Genomic DNA, 16,364 nt, shown 5'->3' on the forward strand with positions numbered 1-16,364 from the left:
TGCCGCTCACTTCCTTCAGATTCCATGTCACCATAGACACCCTTGTGTTAGGCTAACTGTTACTTCTGTCTTCACAGTTCGGGACTTTCACCCTATAGATTACACCCATGCTGGGCGCACTTAATAAAACCTCGTTAGATATCCAACGAGGCTTTTCAATACATTCAACTAAAAACAAGCTCTTTTTCATTGATCTTCTCAGTTTTTAAACTGCTTATTTTCCCCATGACCTTAGCATCTTTTTCAATTCGATTTCCTGCTTTATTAAACACCATTATTTTATCCAAAGAGAAATAAAGTTCGACATTTTCACACACTTCATCCCAACAGCTTTGTGTTCTTACATTCAGGTTGCCAAAAGTTGTTTTCACACGATAAATCGTCTCTCCGCCAAGCTGCTCAGTTGCAAGAATATTTCCAGATATCATGATATCACTGTCAATTTGATTCGTATTGACAATACTGATATCTTCAGGACGTATCCCTAAATATAAGTCATCAAATTCAATGATGTTTGTTGGTGGTGAGCCGATAAATTGGGCGACAAATAAATTTGCAGGGTTCGTATAAATCTCTTTTGGTGTCCCTTTCTGCATAATCTCCCCTTGATTCATAATAATGATATAGGAACCCATTGACATAGCTTCGACTTGATCATGAGTGACATATAAAAACGTTGTTTTCAATTGTTGATGCAATTCGATTAACTCTTGGCGCATTTGATTTCTTAGTTTAGCGTCTAAATTTGAAAGAGGTTCATCCATTAAAAAAGCATGCGGCCGCTTAACAATTGCCCGGGCAAGAGCGACGCGCTGCCGTTGTCCCCCAGATAACTGTGCAGGACGTTTATTCGCATGATCAGTAAGTTCGACCATTTTTAATACATTTTTAATGATTTCTTCCCGTTCTTGCTTCGGTACTTTTTTAATTTTCAATCCGTATTCGATGTTCTTGTAAACGGTCATATGAGGATATAGAGCATAGTTTTGGAAAACCATCGCAATATTGCGGTCTTTTGGTTCTGCGTATGTGACATCTTCGTCATTTATAAGCAGACTTCCGCTTGTTGGTTCTTCAAGTCCTGAAATAATTCTTAATAAAGTAGACTTTCCACATCCTGAAGGTCCGAGTAAAATTGTAAACGAGCCATCGGGAATTTCTACATCAATTCCTTTTAAAATTTCATTTGATTGAAAACTCTTTTTAATATGATTAATCGTTATTTTTCCCATTTTCACAACTCCTAAAGTAGGTTTAAACAAGAGTGATAGATTATTTAATGCCAAATCGTACGAAAGAATCAACTACTTGTCTTTGTAAGACGAGATAAATAATTAGGATTGGCAGACAAGAAATCGTCGTTGCTGCCATAAGTGAACCCCACATATTGACATCTGAATTAACGAATGACTTCAATCCAATTTGGATCGGTGCATTTTCCATCTGCTTCGTTATTAACATTGGCCATAAATATTCATTCCACCCGTTAATAAACAATAAAATACCGAGTGAGGCAACCGTGGACTTAATATTTGGTAAAACGACACGAAGTAATATGCCTAAGTCACTTTCTCCATCAAGCCTTGCTGCTTCAATAAGTGCAACAGGAAATGCTTTAAAACTATGATAAAGTGATAGAATCGCAAAAGTTGACACAGCAAAAGGCAAGACCACTCCTAATAATTGTTCATTCAAACCCATTTGATTAATAAGAACATAGTTTGGAATCATAATCGCTTGAAAAGGAATTAACCATGATAAGCTAAGCAAAGAGTAAATAAAAAAACTACCTTTAAATTTCCAGCGAACAAGTGCGTAACCTGCTAAAATACTCGTAATAAGCTGAAGTGCTGTCGTCAGAATGGAAATAATGAAAGAATTAAACATCATCTTGACAATCGGCATTTCCGAAAAAGCATAAACATAGTTTTCAATCGTAGGTTTCGAAGGAATGAATGAAGCCGTAAAAATTTCTGATTCATTCTTAAACGATGAAATCACCATCCAATAAATCGGAAAAATCGCAATGATACACATTAGAATTAATAAAAGATGTTGAATAATACTGAACGGTTTAAATTTCCTTGTCAATTTCATAACCTCCGATCTTAATTGTCATAAAAAGCAAACTTTCTCGAAATATAATTAAGTGCAAATGCGATGATTGCAAAAATGAAAAAGAACAAAATCGCAGCTGCCGAACTCAGACCCACATTGAGATTCGAAAATCCATATTTATACATTTCATAGTAAATATTAGTTGATGATCCAAACGGTCCACCGGCTGTTAATATATCGATATAGGCAAAAGTAAACTGACTTGAAAATAAAATGCTCATCGTCAGCATAAATAGAATTGTTGGCGATAATAAAGGAAGAGTAATATCGAAAAAGCGTTTAAACCTGCTCGCTCCATCTAAGGATGCCGCCTCATAATAGTCTTTGTTTATCCCTGTTAATGCAGCGGAGAACATAATGGTACTAAAACCAATTAAACTCCAACCGGTCATAAATAAGATGATCCACTTAGCAAAACGCGGATCTGAAAAAAACGAAATATTCGTGTCGATTAACCCAGTTTTAAGTAGAAATATGTTCACTAATCCATTACTAGGGTGAAATAACCATCGCCAAATGGCACTAACCGTAACTGGTGCTAAAATCATCGGAATAAAAAATAGAGCACGATACACATTTTTTACTTTCCCGATCATATCGTGTGTGGCAACCGCCAGTAATAATGGGATGATAATGGAAAAAGGCAGTAAACCAATTGTATAAAAGATCGTATTTTCAATTGATATGACGAAATCCTTCGTATTGAATAAACGGATGAAGTTTTCAAATCCGACAAATTCAGGGATTGTGCCTGGAACCATGCTCCACTTTTGGAAAGCTAATATGAATGTTTGTATTAACGGCTTATACATCCAGATGCCTAGTAATAAAAGCGCAGGTAATAAATAGAGATATGGTTTGAGCGTTTTTCTTAGCTTAGCTGTTTTTGAGAGACCTTTTCTAGCAACAGGAGTTTCATTTGACAATGACGGGTGATAATTGTTTTCGAGTGATCTACTCATACCGTTTCCTTTCTTTATTAAAAATTGGTGAATGAGGCTGACCCATAAGTGTCTGGCACTTTGCGTTTAGGTCAGCTTCATTTTTTACAAAGAATCTTTATTGAATCATGTCGTTAATTTGCTTTTCTGCTTCTGTTAACGTCTCTGCAACATCAGCATCTGTAGATACTGCTTTAACAATCGCATCGTTAAAGATTGTTGATGTTTCAGTAGCATATTCTGCCGGCCAAATCGTCCATGGGTGAATTTGTTCTAATTGCTCAAGATTTATTTTATATAATGGGTTTTTAGCAACGAAATCTTTTAAATAATTCGGATCATTTGCAAGGTCTGTACGTAAAGGCAAGTAACCTACTTCTGAAGTAATAATTGTATATCCTTCATTTCCAGTTACATACTTGATAAACTCCCAAACCGCCGCATTTTTTTCTGGGGTGTCAGGTCTTACTGCTAAAGCACTTCCAGAGTTGACTGGTACTGCTTGTTTATCACCAAATTGCGGAAGTCCTGTACCATATAATTCCCAACCACCTGCTTCAGCTGCCTTAACTACACCGCTATGCAAAGCGGTTGATGAAATATACATACCAAGGTTTCCAGCCATAAATTGTTCCGCTAATTCCGTATCAGTACCTATTGCATGTGCACCATTTTGATAGAGATCTTGCCACATTTCAATCGCTTTAATACTTTCTTGACTAGCAAACATTGCTTCCTTTCGATCCTCAGATAGCACTTCGCCGCCATTACTTAAAATAACCCCGTCTGTAATCCAGCCGTTATTCGGTGCTAAACCAAAACCGTCTTTTCCAGTTGCTTCTTTAATTTTTAACGAATACTCTTTTACTTCTTCCCATGTTTTCGGAGGAGTATTTGGGTCTAGCCCAGCCTCTTCATATAGTTTTCCATTAATAAATGTAATTGGCGTACTAAACGTAAAGGCTAACCCATACATCTTGTCATCAATTTTCCCTAATTCTAATGCATTAGGAGCAATACCCTTTAGATGTTCTTCCAATTCATCTTTAGGAAATACATCTTCATATGCTTTAAAGCCAAGAGTTTCTCGTGAATTATCTAGAGTTGGAAAGGTATGCTGGATAACATCTACTTGTTTTCCTGCAGCTATATCTGCCTTAAATTGCTGCATCGTTTGATCGGCTACTCCTTCAACTATTACTCCTTTTTCCTTCCCAACTGTGTCATTGAACTCCTGAATTAAATGCTCCATCCCATCTTTCATTGTTGGCGCACCTAAACTATAGGAATAGAACGTAATTTTCGTTGGATTATTTGGATCTAATTTGCCTAATTCTGCTTCAGATGATGTTTCAGATGATGCTGCACATGCACTTAATAGCGAAATTGTTAACACGCAAACAATAAACAGTGAAAAAAACTTTTTCGTACATTTCATTGGTCATTTCCTACTTTCAACAAAGTTATCTTATTTATGTTGTAATGCTTGCAATGAAAAGCTCAACTGTATTGGAGGTGCCTGGCACTCTGCTTTTGGGTCAGCTTCATTTTTTCAAAGAATCTTTATTGAATCATGTCGTTAATTTGCTTTTCCGCTTCTTTTAACGTCTCTTCTACATCAGCATCTGTTGTAACTGCCTCTACAATAGCATCGGTAAAGATTGTTGCAGATTCAGTAGCATATGCTGCCGGCCAGATGGCCACAGGGTGCATTTGTTCTAATTGTTCAAGATTAATTTTATATAACGAATTTTTATCAACGAAGTCTTTTAAATAATTAGGGTCATCTGCAAGTCCAGTACGTAAAGGCAAGTAACCTATTTCTGACGTGATAATCGTATAACCTTCGTTACCAGTTACATACTTGATAAACTCCCAAACCGCCGCATTTTTTTCTGGTGAATCAGGTCTTACTGCTAATGCACTTCCTGAGTTCACTGGAACTGATGGTTTATCACCAAATTGTGGAAGTCCAGCACCATATAATTTCCAGCCGCCAGCTTCAGCAGCTTTGGAGAAACCACTATGCAGAGCTGTTGATGTAATAAACATACCTAGGTTGCCAGCCATAAATTGTTCCGGCAATTCCGCATCAGTACCTACTGCATGTGCACCATTTTGATAGAGATCCTTCCACATTTCAATGGCCTCAACGCTTTCTTTACTCGTAAACGTCGCTTCTTTTCTATCCTTAGAAATCACTTCGCCGCCATTGCTTAAAATAACCCCTTCTGTGGTCCAACCGTTATTTGGAGCTAAACCAAAACCATCTTTTCCAGTAGCTTCTTTAATTTTTAAAGAGTATTCTTTTACTTCTTCCCATGTTTTCGGCGGATTGTTTGGATCTAAGCCAGCTTCTTCAAATAGTTTTCCATTGATAAATACAATTGGCGTACTAAATGTGAAGGCTAATCCATACATCTTGTTATCAATTTTTCCTAATTCTAGGGCATTAGGAGCAATACCTTCGAAATGTTGTTCCAATTCATCCTTTGGGAATACATCTTCATATGCTTTTAAGCCAAGAGTTTCTTTCGAATTATCTAATGTTGAAAAGGTATGCTGGATAACATCTACTTGTTTTCCTGCAGCAATATCAGCTTTATATTGCTGCATCGTCTGGTCGGCTACCCTTTCAACAATTACTCCTTTTTCCTTCCCAATTGTGTCATTAAATTCTTGAATTAAATGCTCTACGCCCTCTTTCATTGTTGGATAAGCTAAACTATAAGAATAGAAGGTAATTTTCGTTGGATTGTTTGGATCTAATTTTCCTAATTCTGCTTCAGTTGATGTTTCAGATGATGCTGCACATGCACTTAGTAGTGAGATTGTTAACACGGAAACAATAAACAAAGAAAAAAACTTTTTTGTAAATTTCATTGGTCATTTCCCTCTTTCAAAAAGTTAAATTAATTATGTTGTAATGCTTGTAATGAAAAACTCAATATCGTGTTAATCTCATCAGGAAATCTAACGGTTTGAACAGCAAGTCCATTTTTATCGACCGAACATAAACTATAACCTGTGCGATCATTCAATTGCATGCTTTCATTGGTAACAGCTACACCAAATGCAGTACCATCTGCAGTGGATAGGAGAATATCGCCATATGAGCTCACTTTATTCTGATGCGTATGTCCGCTTAACACGGCAATAACATCAGTATCTTGGATAATGTTAAGAACTTCCTGAGAATTTGTCAGCGCATGCCCATCGATTACTTCACCAGCTTCAAGCGGATGATGAATAACTAGTAAACTGCCATTTTCAGATGGAGTTTTTAAAACATTTTCAAGCCACTCTAATTGTTTTGCATCAATCATCCCGACCCCGCTATGATCATGACTTGAATCTAAAACAATTAATCTGTATCCATTAATATCCTTTTCATAGAAAAGGTGATCGGAACAATTTGCTTTCCCTTCATACCCTTCCCAATACGCAGCTGTTATATCATGATTGCCAAGAGCTGTATAAACAGGAATATCTCCAACATACTCCTCAATGATTTGTTTAAGGTGAGCATAATCGCTGGCGTTTCCTTCATGAACCAAATCGCCGCTAACTAAAATGAAATCAGGCATTTGTGTAAAAGATTTAATATTAGCTAAAATTTTCATTAAAAAATCACTTGGATTCCCATTCGGACCATCGACTTTTTCTAGTAAACTGCCTTTATAGTTTTGCAAAATATGAGTATCTGTTAGGTGAACAAAATTAATTTTAGTCATTTTAATTACCTCCGGTTTTATTAGATATAATTTAGCTTTTACGGGCAACTAGTTGCTTCTTTGATTTACAAGATTACTACCCGTAAAGACAGAGTTTGCAAGAGCCTCAACGCGTTATTCGAGACAATAGTCTTTTATTCTTTCTCGTATTTCTTCTGTAATGCCAAACTCTTCTGCAAGATATTTTTCGAAACTGCCGTATGTTCGAACGATTGAATCCATAGCTGCATGCAAATAGTTTTCATTCAGCAACAATACTTCTCGAAATTGAGCAACTTCTTCTTCAGAAATATACTGCGCTGCTTCATCAAAAATTTGCTTATGAAAATCTGCTAGAGTACGATTTGACAGCAAGAAATCTTCTAGTACCATTTCATATGGGACACCAAGAGTGATAAGGATTAGCATTGCTCCGATTCCTGTGCGGTCTCGTCCCCCTGCACAATGATGAACAAGCGGCAAATTCTCTTCCGGCCTTTTGAGAAGGGTCATAAGTCTTTGATATGATGGATTTTGAATTGGCATTTTTTCATATAAACTTATGAACATCTCTTTAGTGAATGTTTTATAATATGCACTTTTAACCATTTCTTCTGAAGACACATGTGCCGCTGTATTGTCGTCAATATTGACTGGAATTCGTTCGTTTTTTGCTTGTCCAATCAGCGGATCTGGCTTCAAGTCTGCTTCAAAAGTGTTACGGTAATCGAAGATATAATTTAGATTTAATGTTTCTAAATAGCACTTATCTTCTTCCGTTAATCCTGTTAGTTCAGCTGCTCGGAATAAAATTCCTTTTTTCACCCTCCTTCCATCTATTGTTAATAATCCACCCATATCACGAAAATTAACAACACCTTTCAGAGGCAATAAACATTGCAGCTCCATCGTTTCATCCGTCATTTTGCTCACCTCTTCTTATGCATTCATTTCACTGCTTGTTGTAAATTTATCTAATTTTGAAACTCCATTTAGATCAATAACATTAACATTTGTTTCTCCATTTTTAACTGTTACCCAAAGAATATGATCAATCGAGCCAACGCCTTCACCGTGCCAGCATGCACCAGTTCTTCCCATTTGAATGTAATCTTGACCATTTCTTTTCATAACCTCTAACTGATGTAGATGGCCGGCAAAAATTGTGTATTTTCGATCCTTTAGCATCTCCTCAAGACGTTGGAACTGAGCGTCTGTTGTTTTCCAAGCTGGCTTATGCATGAAGACAAACGTCTGGCTTACATCCTCGTTTTCTTTCAGTACTTGTTCAAAATAAGCAAGTTGTTCATCACTAATATTTGGTAGGTTCCCTTTTTCCGCATCTTCACTTGAAACATTACTCATCATTGCCTCAAAAAATTCTTGAACATGCTCCTTCGATTTTTCTGGCTCACGTTGAACAGCTTCTGTCACATTACGAAATACATTTAAAAATTCTTCTGGCATTCCTTCAGGTGACTCTTCTGTATTAACGAATAAAAAGAGATGATCATGATAGCGGAATGCATAATATTCAAAGCCTTTTCGTTCGCGCCAAACCTTTACCATCGTGTCATTGCCATAATCATGATTTCCAACAACTTGGAAAAAAGGCAATTCAAGCTTTTCTAATAGCTGATCAACATATTCCCATTCTTCATGTGCGGCTGCTTCATCATTCCAATAGCCTTCAATAAAATCCCCGACCGATAATACAAAATCAGGCTTCAATCCTTTTACAAGCTCTAACCCTTTTTCAAATACACCCGGGGTTGTAATTCCGCAACGGTCACCAATTACAACAAACGTAAAATTTCCTGTCTCTGTCGGCTTTAACTCGCCAAACCACGGGCGCTTATCAGTCGTAAGCTTTTCTTTTTGGTAATACATTTCCACCGCTTTATTTTGATCAGTTAAAGTAATCATTTCCATTCTCCTTTTCAGTTATCTATCAACCTGTTTCCAGTATACAAGTAGCATGTTAATAGAATGTTATAGTGGTGTTAATTATTGTATGGATAATATTAAAAATTGCAAAAAAATACTGAAGTTTGTAAATTTTTGTCGTTTATCTTAATAATTTATTGGCATGTCGTTATAATAGATTGATAAGCTTTTATGTAAATACTTAGAAAAAGATGAAAATAGTTATAGCGGAAAGGAAATTGAAATGATGTCAACCTCTCTCATTGATACTGCTTACACAATAATCCGACAACAAATTCTATCCTGTAAATACATGCCGGGAAGTTTATTATCCGTATATAAACTTGCAGAGGAGCTGGAAATGAGTCGCACTCCTATTTCTAATGCGATCGCCCGCTTGGAATTAGAAGGTCTTGTCATTGCCTTGAAAAATCGAGGAGTAATGGTAAAAGAAATTTCTACTAAAGAAATCCTTGATATGTTTGAGGTGATATTTGCTCATCAATTGTATGTTCTAGAAACAGTTGAAAAATACGACCATTATTCGTTCAATCTTCCTGAGTTAAAGTCAATTCTAGACCAACAATTAAAGGAAAAAGAACAATGCAACTATTTCAACTATGCCAATTGCTCACTATCATTTATAAGAAGCTTCATCTCGGCAGCAAAAAACAATGTGATGTTGCAAATTATGGATACACATCGCGATAAAATCATTATGAGTTCTGTGGCAAATTATAAGCTTTATCCTCAACAAAGACTTTTCACAGGGGCACATTATAATGGGGCAATTTATGAAGCACTACTAGAAGAAAATTATGAAAACACAAGACAACTATTAAACGAATGGCGGCAAAAAACGCGGGAACGAATTATGATTAGTGGGTCATTTTAGAGCTGGTAAAAGAGAAACGAAAAAAGAGTTATGGAAAAAAACATCCGAACTCTTTTTTCTGAAACGTCGAATTGATCTTCTAAAAGTTTAGGAAATTATAAAATTCTTATACTGTGGATAAGCCCACGACATCTAACTCCAGCGCCTAGCCCCTCGAGGTCATAAGACGATCAGGTATTGAAGGTAAAAATCACCTTCTCTTCCTGATCGTCTTATACTTGTCTGGGGTGATCGATTCGCTTGCGCTTTTGTTCTTACTTAATCTTTTTTTGCTTGATGATTGTTAATACAATAGGAAAACAAGTACTTATAATAGATCATATATAGCTTAATTTGATTCGCCGTATACGGAAGTAACTAAAAGGGCTTTCGGAATTCTAAAAACAGTTTAATTTATTTGATTAGACTGCTCTATTACTTTCTGATTATTTAATTATACCTTTTAACACTTTATCCATTAGCTCCCTTGTTATTGGCCCATAAATTCCGTCGTCACCTATTTCAGGATATCGTTGTTGAAACTTGGTTACTGCTGCTTTGGTTTGAGGTCCATAAATTCCATCCACTGCTACATTAAAGCCGACGTCATTTAATGATTTTTGAAGTACTGTTACCGCTTCTCCACGACTCCCCACCTTTAGAATACGAGTATCAGCATAGTCAACCGAATTTACAGTTTTTGAAAGGACAGCATGTGTTTTTGGACCATAGATCCCATCAGGTGATAGTTTTTTAGATTTTTGAAAGGCAACAACTGCTATTTTTGTATTAGGACCGAAGATGCCATCTTCAGAAAGCTCTGCCCCCATTGCCTTATTAAGAGCACGTTGCATGATCTTAACGCTTTCACCCTTTGAACCAACCTTTAATACACCAGATAAATGAAAAATTGAAGAGTTAGGACTCTCCTGGGCATGTGTTCCCGCTGGTACACCTGCAAATAATAAAGATGCTGTTAATGCCGTAGCCGATAATAATTTCCATTTCTTCATAATAAATCATCCCCTTAAGTTTGCATTCACTTATGTAACGGGGGATGTTGCAGTATTGTTGCAACGAACTGGAAATTATTTGATAAATCGTTCACCTTAGTTGTCCAAGATTCTCTACCATTGCACCTTTGTATTTACATATTAAGGATATTCAAATAAAGAAAATTTAAGATTTTGAATTAAATAGAGGAAATGAATGAATTTTTTAGAATTTATTATAGATAGCAAAGAGAAAAGGAGTAAATGAGAAGTGAGTAATCAAATAACCCCAGCGTTAATTGCTTTTGTAGTTGTTACAATTTTATCTCCGCTATTAATTGCTGTTTTGAAAAAACTTAAGTTCATTCAACCGATAAGAAAAGAACTTCCTTCAGATCATCAGTTAAAAAAAGGCACTCCGTTAATGTTTGGAATTATTCTTTTTGTAGGAATTATCGTATCAATTCTTTTTTCGCCCACTCCATTAATGTATTTCTTGTCTATTACTTATATTCTTTTTAGTTTTGTTGGGTTTTTGGACGATTTTTGGAAGGCTTCTCGTCAAGATCCAGGAGGTGTATCGGGTAAAACCAAACTTATTTTTCAATTTATTTTTACGGGTACTTTGCTTTTTTACGTGATCAACGAACTAGGCGTAGACACCAGCATTAATATTTTTAAAAATATTTCCTTGGATCTTCCAATGGTGTTATATGTCATTGTCATTACCTTATTTGTCGTAGGTTCTGCAAATGCCATAAATTTCACGGATGGATTAGACGGTCTATTAGGAGTTGTTGCAATCCCTACATACTTTTTCTTTTTTATGGTCTCAGACAGATCAGAGGTGCAAATTTTTAGTTTAATTATGATTGGATGTTTACTCGGCTTTCTCATTTATAATATCTATCCTGCAAAAGCTTTTATGGGGGATACAGGATCATTAGCTATAGGTGGATCGCTTTCATTTCTTGCTGTTCTTGAGAAAGTTGAAATTTTAATCCCGATTTTATTCTTTATATATTTTGCTGAACAACTTTCGGTTATTTTACAAGTTTCCTCATTTAAACTTACTCATAAGCGTATTTTCAGAATGACACCGATTCATTATCACTTTGGCTTAAAATATGGGTGGTCCGAAACTACAATTGTCACAGTTTTTGGATTTATTTCCTGGTTTTGTGCTTTTATCTGTTTAGCTTATTGGAGATTTCTTCTGAATCCATAAATAAAGTTATAATCATTCCAATGAATATTAGAGGTAACCAGGCAATGCACAAAGCAGAAAAAAAATACCAAGGTCGAAAATCTGCCACCGCATAAATTGATGTACTAATCAATACCCCGATAATTACATAAATGAAGAGGATCTCCATTTTGTCATCGAACTCCTTTTTAATATTATAAAAAGGTGCAGTTGTCGGGGTGCTACATTTAGGCATAATAATAAGATTTTTTATGTTAAAACGATCTTCGACTTGAAGATCGTTTAACGGTTCTGTAGATGGAGATATTACGAAACGCCTAATTGCTATGGCTCAACAATCAATGGGACGTTTATAATTATTTTTTACGTATTTAGGAGGAGAAGAAACTTCTCCTCCATTTTATTTTTTTTAGATAAACTCCCTCCTCCACTATAGCGCCCTTTAACGGAATAAATAATATTAAATTGCTGTTTAGTTATAAAATTTTGAATAATAAATATTAACTTGTCTCACTAACTATATTAATAAGAAAATCTCTATCTTCTTCATATGTAAGACTCATAACTTCAATTTCACGTTGTGTTTTCCAATCAACTTCATAAATTAAATTATAAGGATCCTGTATTATAGGATTTCCCCCTGTTACACTAACCCCAAATTAAATCACCTTACCGTATAGACTTTCTTTATTTAATAATAGTTTTATGATTTCTATATCATACCCAGTTTCCTCTTTTATCTCACGAATACAACATTCTTCAACCTCTCTCCCTTCTCTAAACCTCCAGAGGGAACAGACCAACGCTTTGGTTCTTCTTTTGTTCCTTGTAAAACCATTAAAACTTTTTTCTCTTTTACACAAACCCCTGCTGCGCCAAGCCATTTCTCCATGTTTTCACCTATCTAAATTATGTTAAAGTTTAACATTTATTAGTTGAATCAATAATTTAGTTAGAATACCTTTTGCAAATACCGATATTTTGAACAATATCCAAAAAATTGTTAATATTCCATCCTATATTACACTTAAAACAACTCTATCTATTAAAGAAACACCCTCTTCTTTAATGGAATAACTGAGGAACTACTATTTCCAGTTTAGTTGAAAATCGGCAGTTCCCAATCCTCTAAATGTCCCCAAGTAATTTCAGGGTTTCCTTTTAAAGATTTCATAGACCTACATATTCATTTTCAGTAGATTTACCTAAATCGTTGTAATGTTTAACTATTTTATTGGTAGTAGCTGAAATATTCTGGTTTACAATATTCTCATAATCTACCCATGTTAATGAACCTTCATCACTTTAAACTAACGTAGAATTTTTAGATACGTTACCAAAGAACACATATTGTATTCGGATTTCTTGATTTTCCTTTATTCTAAGAACAATGTATCGGAGGGTCAGATTATATATGTAATCACTTTTTAAACCCGTTTCTTCTTCTATCTCTCTTAAACAGGCTTTTTGAGGTTCATCGATCTCATCGCCTTCAATATGTCCACCTATCGGAACTAAAAGCCCTGCAAGGGATGTTTCTTTTGGCTTTTTTTGAAGAAATAAAACTTCTTGTTCCTCATTTAAAAGGAAAGCGACTGCCATTTATCTCAGTTTCAAATATCTCAACCTCCCTGTCTTTCCAGTAATTACATTTTCTATATTTAACGTCACAATCTTTTGGAGTAACCTAGTCTCTAACTTAATAACAATTATTTCTAAATTTAGGAATCTTATTAATCGCTATATGGAAAAAATGAATCAAATAAATAAAAAACGTCTTGTTTAACAAGCACGCCCTTATGCAGAATAAACATAATACTGCTAATTGATCAATTTTTTTGAGTAGATTATTGGTGCTTTGCTTTTGTTTGATACATCCATTAAAGCTACTTCCTTAATCTACCCGAATATAGTGTTATTTCTTTTAGAGCAGTAATTAAATGCTTTAGATAATTGGTCTGGATACAATCTATTCGCTATCGTACAGTGAGGTATCCAGTTATCAGGTAAATACAATGAATTAGGTTCGTCTTTAAACTGTTCGAAATTTCTATGATGGTTAGAATGAAATTCAAGTAAGTCATTAGTTACGGTGGGTGCAAAAAACAATGCTCCTGAATTTAAGAACGAGCCAATTGTATTAAATGTTATATCAATAGTTGGCTTGTAATCGTAAACAACATCCATTTGTTTGATAAAATCAGCTTTGTTTAAGTCAATATAACTTGCTAAAGTAATGTGAGGTTTTCTATCTTCCACTTCATATGCATAAAAGGATATTGAGTTTTCTTTTAACTCTTTCCAATTATCTTTTATCATCTGTTCTGTATTTTCATCGAATATAGCTTTAAATCCATACATAAAAAGGCCACCTTCAATTTCAATCTTACTCCAGAATTCTACCTCTTCTGTCATAATTTACAATTCAAGATTCACCTTTTTATTTCCTTCCTTATTCCAGATAATGGCCCTTTTCATGCAAAATAAGCGCAGATCCATTCCGGAAATGCGCCCTTTTCTTGAATAAACAAGAATCATATATTACCTGGTATTTTGGAAGATCATTTATGCTATCTTATTATTAAACTTTTTGATTTTGAGTCAACAATAGCTACTAACCCATCTTTTGTTCCATAGTACTGTTCAATTTCATAGTGCTGCATCGAATTTAATAAAATTCCCTACTCAATAAAGATAAATCGCATACAGCGCATGTTACCTTGTTATACCTTCTAGAATCCCTTTTAAAATCAAGCTCTTTTACGATACCTCTAAGATGGCCGTTAAAAACACCCCTTTCTTGTAGCAAATCCAAAACTGCTACTAGATGTTCCTGCGAGTATCCAATGTTGCGGATTTTTCACCGATTGTTGGAGCTTTTTCACCAGCTTCTGGCTCGCATGTGTACTCAATAGTTAATTTTGCGCTTTTAAATACTTCTTTCATGAATCATATCCCTGTTCTTTTTTAATTATTTAATAAACTCTGCCTATTATTATAGTGGACAAAAAAGGAAGCTTTTATACTTTCTCTCTCTTATCCTATCAAATTTTTTATAATTTCAGATTGTTTTTCCTGATGTATTTTTCTAGCTCCAGCAGCGTTACTCCTGTTTCCTTCTCAATTTCAGAAGGAGACTTATCTAATAATGAACACATAATGTAGGCCAGGTAAAATTTCTTTTCTGAATTTCCGAAAATTTCATCTTGGAAAAAACATTCTTCCTGGGTCTTTTCTTCTTTATCCTTGATCCCATTGAAAAGATATTGAAAGTCGTTTAAAAGTTCAGCCATTGTTTTATCGGTATTTAATCCATATTCTTCAGCATATTCCTTTTCAATTTTGGCCATCATTTCATCCCATCTCTTTTGTGAATCGCTCATTTTTGTAGCTCCTTTGTATTTTTCTCTCAATTACAGACCTTAAAGATGAATACTAAGAAAAATACACCACCGCCAAGATACAATCCCTAACATTGTATCACCTTCATAGTTTAACACTCCTTGATCCATCGGTTACTTGCTATGAAAATATCTTTTATCTCGTCAACACTATTAACAATATGTGTAGGATCAAAATCACTTAATACTTTAAATGAACCATATCCATAAGTGCACCAAAAAAATCGTGTTTTCTGTCACCAATCATAATAAAATCATATAGCCTATGCTAATTGTACTTATCAAATATGTATTGAATAATTTAATTTTTGATGTTCGTGTTCCATCAGATTACTTCCAACAACATGATCAAAATACTGGTCAATATTAAAATACTTTAGTATTTGTTCAGAAAATACAGTAGGCTTTGAAGTTGCAACAACTAAAATATATTGTTGTTCTTTTAATGATTTTAATAGTAAAGAATATCCATATATAGCTCATTCTCAAACATACCATTATCCTAGAACCTTTCCCTGTAAAAATGAATTGCCTTTTTGTACTTTCTTGTTCAAAGTCGTAATATTCAACAAGTGAAACATGAAGTGGTGGATCAATAAAACATTTTCATCTAAATCAAAATAAAATTATTTTATATTTGTCCATATTAAGCTTCTGTTCTGTACCTATTACCTTCCTCATTTTACCATAGGGAATTCTGAATAATTTCAATTTCTTATTAAAATTTCCCGTTTGCTCAATAATCCTTACTCATTAAATGGCCCGATTGCTGAATAAGCTATCTAAGAGTTGGATGAATACTTTATACATTTTTAGTTAACATATTGAGACATTATCGGTATTGAAAAAAAAAGGATCTTCAATCGAAGATCCTGAAAGAGAGGTTGATTGCTACTTTTCCAAGGTAACAAATCACTAATATGGCTTCTTGGATTCATTAATAGTATATGTGTAGATTCTTTTAGTGTCATAGACAAATGTTGTTTTATTTAGTAAATATTGATAATTTCACACTTAAATTGATAAATGTTTTATAAGAATTTAGTCACCACAAGCGATGTTATCGGCAATCGAGTAGGAGGGGGTGACTAACCCCCGACCTCTCACACCACCGTACGTACCGTTCGGTATACGGCGGTTCAATTAAGTTTGACGTAGAAATTCATATCTTTGATATAAACTTTTAAGCCCA

The 16,364-nt window shown here is 34.8% G+C and carries 15 protein-coding genes and 1 pseudogene; 2 read left to right on the forward strand and 14 right to left on the reverse strand.

All coding sequences use genetic code 11. The features are described from left to right. Positions 1-164: 164 nt before the first annotated feature. The 8 genes from WQ54_RS16615 to WQ54_RS16650 all read right to left on the reverse strand — a co-directional run bounded on the left by WQ54_RS16615 (position 165) and on the right by WQ54_RS16650 (position 8,698). On the reverse strand, positions 165-1,232 hold the full coding sequence (locus WQ54_RS16615) for an ABC transporter ATP-binding protein (RefSeq protein WP_046585624.1): 1,068 nt from the start codon (positions 1,230-1,232) through the stop codon (positions 165-167). 40 nt (positions 1,233-1,272) lie between these two features. Next, positions 1,273-2,091 (reverse strand): carbohydrate ABC transporter permease, encoded by an 819-nt coding sequence (locus WQ54_RS16620; protein WP_231597552.1) that lies wholly within the window; start codon positions 2,089-2,091, stop codon positions 1,273-1,275. 17 nt (positions 2,092-2,108) lie between these two features. Then, positions 2,109-3,080, reverse strand: a complete 972-nt coding sequence (locus WQ54_RS16625) for a carbohydrate ABC transporter permease (protein ID WP_052737836.1) — start codon at positions 3,078-3,080, stop codon at positions 2,109-2,111. Positions 3,081-3,177: 97 nt separating this feature from the next. Next, positions 3,178-4,497, reverse strand: a complete 1,320-nt coding sequence (locus tag WQ54_RS16630; RefSeq protein ID WP_046585627.1) for an ABC transporter substrate-binding protein — start codon at positions 4,495-4,497, stop codon at positions 3,178-3,180. A gap of 125 nt (positions 4,498-4,622) precedes the next feature. After that, entirely contained in the window at positions 4,623-5,942 is a 1,320-nt protein-coding gene (locus WQ54_RS16635; protein ID WP_046585629.1) for an ABC transporter substrate-binding protein, read from the reverse strand. Between the two features lie 29 nt (positions 5,943-5,971). Continuing rightward, entirely contained in the window at positions 5,972-6,793 is an 822-nt protein-coding gene (locus WQ54_RS16640; protein ID WP_046585631.1) for a metallophosphoesterase, read from the reverse strand. Between the two features lie 114 nt (positions 6,794-6,907). Beyond that, entirely contained in the window at positions 6,908-7,696 is a 789-nt protein-coding gene (locus WQ54_RS16645; RefSeq protein ID WP_046585633.1) for a tyrosine-protein phosphatase, read from the reverse strand. 15 nt (positions 7,697-7,711) lie between these two features. Then, positions 7,712-8,698, reverse strand: a complete 987-nt coding sequence (locus WQ54_RS16650) for a metallophosphoesterase (RefSeq protein ID WP_046585635.1) — start codon at positions 8,696-8,698, stop codon at positions 7,712-7,714. A 244-nt stretch (positions 8,699-8,942) separates the two neighbouring features. Between WQ54_RS16650 and WQ54_RS16655 the strand changes: the two genes are divergently transcribed. Continuing rightward, complete coding sequence (locus WQ54_RS16655; RefSeq protein WP_046585637.1) at positions 8,943-9,593, forward strand: GntR family transcriptional regulator; 651 nt, start codon at positions 8,943-8,945, stop codon at positions 9,591-9,593. Between the two features lie 425 nt (positions 9,594-10,018). Here WQ54_RS16655 and WQ54_RS16660 read toward each other — a convergent pair whose 3' ends face one another. Then, positions 10,019-10,585: a peptidoglycan-binding protein gene (locus WQ54_RS16660; RefSeq protein WP_052737838.1), complete on the reverse strand. Its 567-nt coding sequence runs from the start codon at positions 10,583-10,585 to the stop codon at positions 10,019-10,021. 250 nt (positions 10,586-10,835) lie between these two features. On the opposite strand from WQ54_RS16660, the gene mraY reads away from it, so the two are divergent. Further along, positions 10,836-11,792, forward strand: a complete 957-nt coding sequence (gene mraY, locus WQ54_RS16665) for a phospho-N-acetylmuramoyl-pentapeptide-transferase (protein WP_046585639.1) — start codon at positions 10,836-10,838, stop codon at positions 11,790-11,792. 479 nt (positions 11,793-12,271) lie between these two features. Here mraY and WQ54_RS34755 read toward each other — a convergent pair. From WQ54_RS34755 to WQ54_RS34760, 5 genes and pseudogenes are all read right to left on the reverse strand, one after another. Continuing rightward, positions 12,272-12,663 (reverse strand): annotated as a pseudogene (locus tag WQ54_RS34755) (NUDIX hydrolase). Between the two features lie 413 nt (positions 12,664-13,076). Then, positions 13,077-13,373 carry an NUDIX domain-containing protein gene (locus tag WQ54_RS16675; protein WP_046585641.1) on the reverse strand — a complete coding sequence of 99 codons (297 nt, stop codon included), beginning with the start codon at positions 13,371-13,373 and terminating at the stop codon, positions 13,077-13,079. Positions 13,374-13,670: 297 nt separating this feature from the next. After that, on the reverse strand, positions 13,671-14,132 hold the full coding sequence (locus WQ54_RS16680; protein WP_197089611.1) for a 2'-5' RNA ligase family protein: 462 nt from the start codon (positions 14,130-14,132) through the stop codon (positions 13,671-13,673). Between the two features lie 692 nt (positions 14,133-14,824). After that, positions 14,825-15,154, reverse strand: a complete 330-nt coding sequence (locus WQ54_RS16685; RefSeq protein ID WP_046585644.1) for a hypothetical protein — start codon at positions 15,152-15,154, stop codon at positions 14,825-14,827. Between the two features lie 299 nt (positions 15,155-15,453). After that, a complete protein-coding gene (locus WQ54_RS34760) occupies positions 15,454-15,648 on the reverse strand; it encodes an HAD hydrolase-like protein (RefSeq protein WP_331435130.1) in 195 nt (64 codons plus the stop codon). Positions 15,649-16,364 lie beyond the last annotated feature (716 nt).

It is taken from the genome of Bacillus sp. SA1-12 (assembly GCF_000981385.1).
Taxonomy (GTDB): Bacteria; Bacillota; Bacilli; order Bacillales; family Bacillaceae; genus Metabacillus.

Bases quoted from the DNA above. Each gene is read 5' to 3' on its own strand.
- WQ54_RS16615 (WP_046585624.1), bottom strand. From the start codon at position 1,232: ATGGGAAAAATAACGATTAATCATATTAAAAAGAGTTTTCAATCAAAT.
- WQ54_RS16625 (WP_052737836.1), bottom strand. From the start codon at position 3,080: ATGAGTAGATCACTCGAAAACAATTATCACCCGTCATTGTCAAATGAA.
- WQ54_RS16630 (WP_046585627.1), bottom strand. From the start codon at position 4,497: ATGAAATGTACGAAAAAGTTTTTTTCACTGTTTATTGTTTGCGTGTTA.
- WQ54_RS16635 (WP_046585629.1), bottom strand. From the start codon at position 5,942: ATGAAATTTACAAAAAAGTTTTTTTCTTTGTTTATTGTTTCCGTGTTA.
- WQ54_RS16640 (WP_046585631.1), bottom strand. From the start codon at position 6,793: ATGACTAAAATTAATTTTGTTCACCTAACAGATACTCATATTTTGCAA.
- WQ54_RS16645 (WP_046585633.1), bottom strand. From the start codon at position 7,696: ATGACGGATGAAACGATGGAGCTGCAATGTTTATTGCCTCTGAAAGGT.
- WQ54_RS16650 (WP_046585635.1), bottom strand. From the start codon at position 8,698: ATGATTACTTTAACTGATCAAAATAAAGCGGTGGAAATGTATTACCAA.
- WQ54_RS16655 (WP_046585637.1), top strand. From the start codon at position 8,943: ATGATGTCAACCTCTCTCATTGATACTGCTTACACAATAATCCGACAA.
- WQ54_RS16660 (WP_052737838.1), bottom strand. From the start codon at position 10,585: ATGAAGAAATGGAAATTATTATCGGCTACGGCATTAACAGCATCTTTA.
- WQ54_RS16675 (WP_046585641.1), bottom strand. From the start codon at position 13,373: ATGGCAGTCGCTTTCCTTTTAAATGAGGAACAAGAAGTTTTATTTCTT.
- WQ54_RS16680 (WP_197089611.1), bottom strand. From the start codon at position 14,132: ATGTATGGATTTAAAGCTATATTCGATGAAAATACAGAACAGATGATA.
- WQ54_RS16685 (WP_046585644.1), bottom strand. From the start codon at position 15,154: ATGAGCGATTCACAAAAGAGATGGGATGAAATGATGGCCAAAATTGAA.